Source organism: Arthrobacter sp. Y3225116 (assembly GCF_059091245.1).
In genome coordinates, this window is record NZ_JBNHGL010000238.1 from 1 (window position 1) to 4312 (window position 4312).

A 4312-nucleotide genomic window follows, 5' to 3' on the forward strand; every position below is an offset into this window, starting at 1 on the left:
AAGGACACCCTGTTCATTGTGGTGTTCGCGCTGCAGATCGTGCCGCTGCAGATGGCGCTGATCCCGCTGCTCTCGCTGTTCATCAACCTCAAGATCGCCGTGGCCAGCAGCTCGCCGGCCAGGCCGTAGGCACGTTCCGGCACGGAGGCCGATACTTCCGGCACCGCTGCCGCGTAGACCTTGGCCGGCCTGCCGGAGCCCGGCCCGGATTTACCGCTGAGTTTCCGGAACTCGATGCTCAGCAGTCCGTGCCCGGCCAGCGCGTCCAGCTGGAGGGACACGGTGCTGCGCGGCAAATCCAGGGCAGCGGCGGCCTGGTCCCGGGTCACCGGTTCGGCGCTGTAGCGGACGAATTCAAAGAGGCGGCGGCGGACGTCGTCGCCCAGGGCCGAGACGGCAGGGAGTCCGGGTGGCGGCTGGTCGGCCATGGGGTCCTTTCCGGTGGCAGGTGCATTGACTTATCCGGAACTGATTTCTAAAGTCGGATGTACCCATTTTAGAACATCTGGCCCTGCCCCGACAGGCAGCTGCCGGTGCTTCCAGCAGATCGGCGGCCAGGGGCGGACCCGCCGCGTGACCGCCGGCACATGAAGGAGCGCTGCCATGGCTGGGAAACCGATCGTTATCGCCGGAGCCGGTTTGGCCGGCGCAACAGCGGCCAAGGAGCTGCGCAGCGGCGGCTTCGGCGACGAGATCGTGCTGGCCGGCGCCGAGGACCAACACCCTTATCTTCGGCCGCCGCTGTCCAAGGGCTTTCTGGCCGGCCGGGAGGATGAACAGTCGGGGCTCGTAGAGCAGCCCGGCTGGTATGCGGAGCACGGCGTCCAACTGTTGCGCGGCACCACTGTGGAATCCTTCGATCCCGCTGCCCGTACCGTCTCGCTCTCCGATGCGGGCACGCTGGAGTACTCGCAGCTGCTGCTGGCCACCGGGGCGTCGCCGCGGAGGCTGGAACTGCCCGGCGCCGGGCTGGGCGGCGTGCACTACCTGCGCACGCTGGCGGACAGCCGGGCCCTGCACGCCGTGCTGGCCTCCGGGGACCAGCGGCTGGTCGTGATCGGCATGGGCTGGATCGGCATGGAGGTTGCGGCCACGGCCCGCCAGCTCGGCAACGAGGTCACGGTCCTGGGCCGCGGCGACATCCCGCTCGCCCCCGCCCTGGGCGACGCCATCGGCAGCATCTTCGCCGATACCCACCGCCGCGAGGGCGTCCTGCTGCGCACCCGTCGCTGGCCGGTGGAGATCTTCGGCGGGGACGGCACAGGCGGGGAGGGCAGGGTCGCCGGCGTTGTCCTGGACAACGGCGAGCGCCTGCCCGCCGACGCGGTGCTGGTCGCCATCGGCGCCGTCCCGAACACCGCCTTGGCCGAAGCTGCGGGGCTGGCCGTGTCCAGCGGCATTGACACCGACCAGACCCTGCGCACCTCGGCCGAGCATGTCTACGCCGCCGGCGATGTTGCCCATGCCTACCATCCCGGTTACGGCGGCCCGCTGCGCAGCGAGCACTGGGCGAACGCCCTGGCCCAAGGGAAGACCGCCGCTGCCGCGATGTTGGGCCGGGACGCGTCCAACGACGACATCCCGTACTTCTACACCGACCAGTTCGGGATCGGCATGGAGTACTCCGGCTATTTCCCGTGGTCGGCGCGGGGCGAGCCGGTGTTCCGGGGAAACTACCAAAACCTGGACTCCTTGGAGTTCATCGCGTTCTGGCTGCGCGAGGGCAAGGTGGTGGCTGGTATGAATGTAAATATCTGGGACGTCCAGGAGCCCATCCAGGACCTGATCCGTTCCGGCCGCAGCGTGGATGCCGCGGACCTGTCCAATACCGACAAGGAGCTGACCAGCCTGTGAGCCAGCCACTGACGGCGCGGCCGCCGTCCAGCGTCTTCCTGCCCGAGCTGTACCACCCGGTGCACGACTTCGGTGTCCGACAGATCGACTTCCGCCGCCGAGTGGCGCTGATGGCCATCGTCAACCGCACCCCCGACTCTTTCTACGACACCGGCCGCACCTTCACCCGGCGGGCCGCCATTGACGCCGCCCTGGCGGCGGTGGCCGCGGGCGCGGACTGGGTGGACATCGGCGGCGTGCCGTTCGCCCCGGGCCCGGCCTTGTCCGCGCGCGAGGAAGCCGAGCGGGTGGTTCCGGTCATCGAGGCCGTGCGGGTCGGTTCGGACGCCATCATCTCCGCCGACACCTTCCTGCCCGAGGTGGCCGAGGCGAGCATCCGCGCCGGAGCCAACGTCATCAACGACACCACCGGATTACACCACCCGGAGTTGGCCGCGGTCGTGGCGGAAGGCGGGGCGCATCTGGTCATCACGCACTCGCTCGCCGCCCCGCGCACCGTGTATCCCCGCCCCCGGTACGACGACGTGGTCGACGACGTCGCCGGGTTCCTGCAACGAAAGGTGCAGCTGGCCCTAAACCTGGGCATCCCGGCCGGGAAAATCATCGTCGACCCGGGCCACGACCTGAACAAGAACACGCTGCATTCGTTGGAAATCACCCGGCGCTTTGCCGAAATCGCGTCCCTCGGTTACCCGGCGCTGGCGGCGGTGTCCAACAAGGACTTCATCGGCGAGACGCTGGCGCAGCCCAAACAGGAACGGCTTTCCGGCTCGCTGGCCGCCGCGGTGATGTGCATCATGAACGGGGCGCGGATCCTGCGCATGCACAACGTCGGCGAAGCCAGCGCGGCCATCCGGATGACCGAGGCCGTGATGGGTTGGCGGGAACCGGTTTGCCTGAGGCACAACATGGGCGACGTCAACGAACCGGCGGCGCCGTGACACGCCCGATCCGGCGCCTCCTGCCGCCTGGACCGGAGCAGGCCACCGACCAGCAGCTGCTGGCCTGGTACGGCGAACTCCCCCGCTCCGGCCCGTGGGTCCGCTTCAATTTCGTGGCCAGCCTGGACGGCGCCTCGACCTATGCCGGCCGCTCCGGAACCTTGGGCGACGAGGTGGACCAGCGGGTCTTCCTGCTGTTGCGCAGGCTGGCCGATGTCCTGGTGGTCGGTGCCGGAACGATCCGGGCCGAAGGCTACGGCGGCGAGCTGCTCTCGGCGGAGTCCCAGCAGTGGCGCCTGGCCCGCGGCATGAGTGCGCATCCGCCCGTCGCCGTGGTCTCGGCGTCGCTGGATCTGGACCCGGGCAGCGAATTCTTCACCGCCGCGCCCGTGCGGCCGATCGTACTGACCAGCGCCGCGTCGCCCGCGACCCGGCGCCGCGCGCTGGAACCGGTGGCCGATGTGCTCGACGCCGGCACCACCCGGGTGGAACCGGCGCGGGTGGTGAAGGCGCTGGCCGCCCGCGGCTACGAGCAGATCCACAGCGAGGGCGGGCCGCTTCTCTTCGGCAGCTTCCAGACGGCGGGACTGGTGGACGAGCTGTGCCTGACGATCAGCCCGGTGTTGGCCGGCGGGGCTGCCAAGCGGATAACGGACCACGTTCCCGGCGCGCAGGAGTCGCTGCAGCGGCTTCAACTGCGGCAGGTGCTCGAGTCCGGGTCGATGCTGCTGTTGCGCTACACCGCCGTGGACAGCGTGCCGGGGACCACGTCCACGGACACCGGCAGCGGACCCACCCGCTCGCCGTCGGCGTAAGCGGTGACGCCGGCGGCCTCCAACCGGACCGTCCTGACCTGCTCGATGCGGACGGCCGGATGGCCGAGGTGCCGGCCGGCGTAGACGCGCGGAAAGATGCCGACGAAGGCCGGACGGGACAGTGGCGAGACGATGAACAGATCCAGCAAACCGTCGTCGTACGCCGCCCCCGGCACCACACGCATCCCGCCGCCAAAGGAGCGGCCGTTGGCCACGGCGACGAGCATCGCGTCGACCTCCCGCGGCACGCCGTCCACGACCAGGCTGTAGAGGATGGGCCGGAAGGAGGCGAGTTCGCGCAGCATGGCCAGCGGATAGCGCAGCCGGCCGCGGGGGAACTTCCAGCGGTTGGCACGGTCGTTGACCGCCGCGTCGAAGCCGGCCGAGAGCACCCCGGCGAACCAGGCCGTGGAACCGTCCGGATGCGTCACCCGGCCCAGGTCCACCCTGCGCGGCTGCTCCAAGGCGTGCAGGAAATGCCCGACGGCGGCGGCCGGCCCTGCGGGCAGGCCGAACAGCCGGGCGAAGTCGTTTCCGGTGCCCGTCGGCACGATGCCCAGCGGAACCTGTGTGCCCGCCAGCGCGTTGACTGCTAAGTGAACCATTCCGTCACCGCCCACCACCAGAAGGGCGGAGACCCCGCGGCGCAGCGCGCCGGCGACCAGGTCGGCGAGCGCGGCCCACGTTTCCGCCCGCAGTTCG

4 protein-coding genes and 1 pseudogene are annotated in these 4312 nt (G+C 70.1%); 3 read left to right on the forward strand and 2 right to left on the reverse strand.

What is annotated here, in order from left to right; all coding sequences use genetic code 11:
• Positions 1-299 precede the first annotated feature (299 nt).
• Positions 300-428: pseudogene (locus tag AC5RV2_RS15185) on the reverse strand (hypothetical protein); the annotation flags it as partial.
• 175 nt (positions 429-603) lie between these two features.
• On the opposite strand from AC5RV2_RS15185, the gene AC5RV2_RS15190 reads away from it, so the two are divergent.
• From AC5RV2_RS15190 to AC5RV2_RS15200, 3 genes are read left to right on the forward strand one after another with little or no spacing between them, the layout of a single operon-like run.
• Positions 604-1854, forward strand: a complete 1251-nt coding sequence (locus AC5RV2_RS15190) for an NAD(P)/FAD-dependent oxidoreductase (RefSeq protein ID WP_494093025.1) — start codon at positions 604-606, stop codon at positions 1852-1854.
• Positions 1851-2795 carry a dihydropteroate synthase gene (gene folP / locus AC5RV2_RS15195; protein WP_494093026.1) on the forward strand — a complete coding sequence of 315 codons (945 nt, stop codon included), beginning with the start codon at positions 1851-1853 and terminating at the stop codon, positions 2793-2795. Before AC5RV2_RS15190 ends, folP begins: the two co-directional genes overlap by 4 nt.
• The gene (locus tag AC5RV2_RS15200; RefSeq protein WP_494093027.1) at positions 2792-3610 is read left to right on the forward strand and encodes a pyrimidine reductase family protein; all 819 of its coding nucleotides are present in this window, start codon (positions 2792-2794) and stop codon (positions 3608-3610) included. Before folP ends, AC5RV2_RS15200 begins: the two co-directional genes overlap by 4 nt.
• On the opposite strand, the gene AC5RV2_RS15205 is transcribed toward AC5RV2_RS15200, so the two are convergent.
• On the reverse strand, positions 3532-4312 hold a 781-nt coding region (locus tag AC5RV2_RS15205; RefSeq protein WP_494093028.1), incomplete at its 5' end, for a diacylglycerol kinase family protein. The genes AC5RV2_RS15200 and AC5RV2_RS15205 overlap by 79 nt on opposite strands.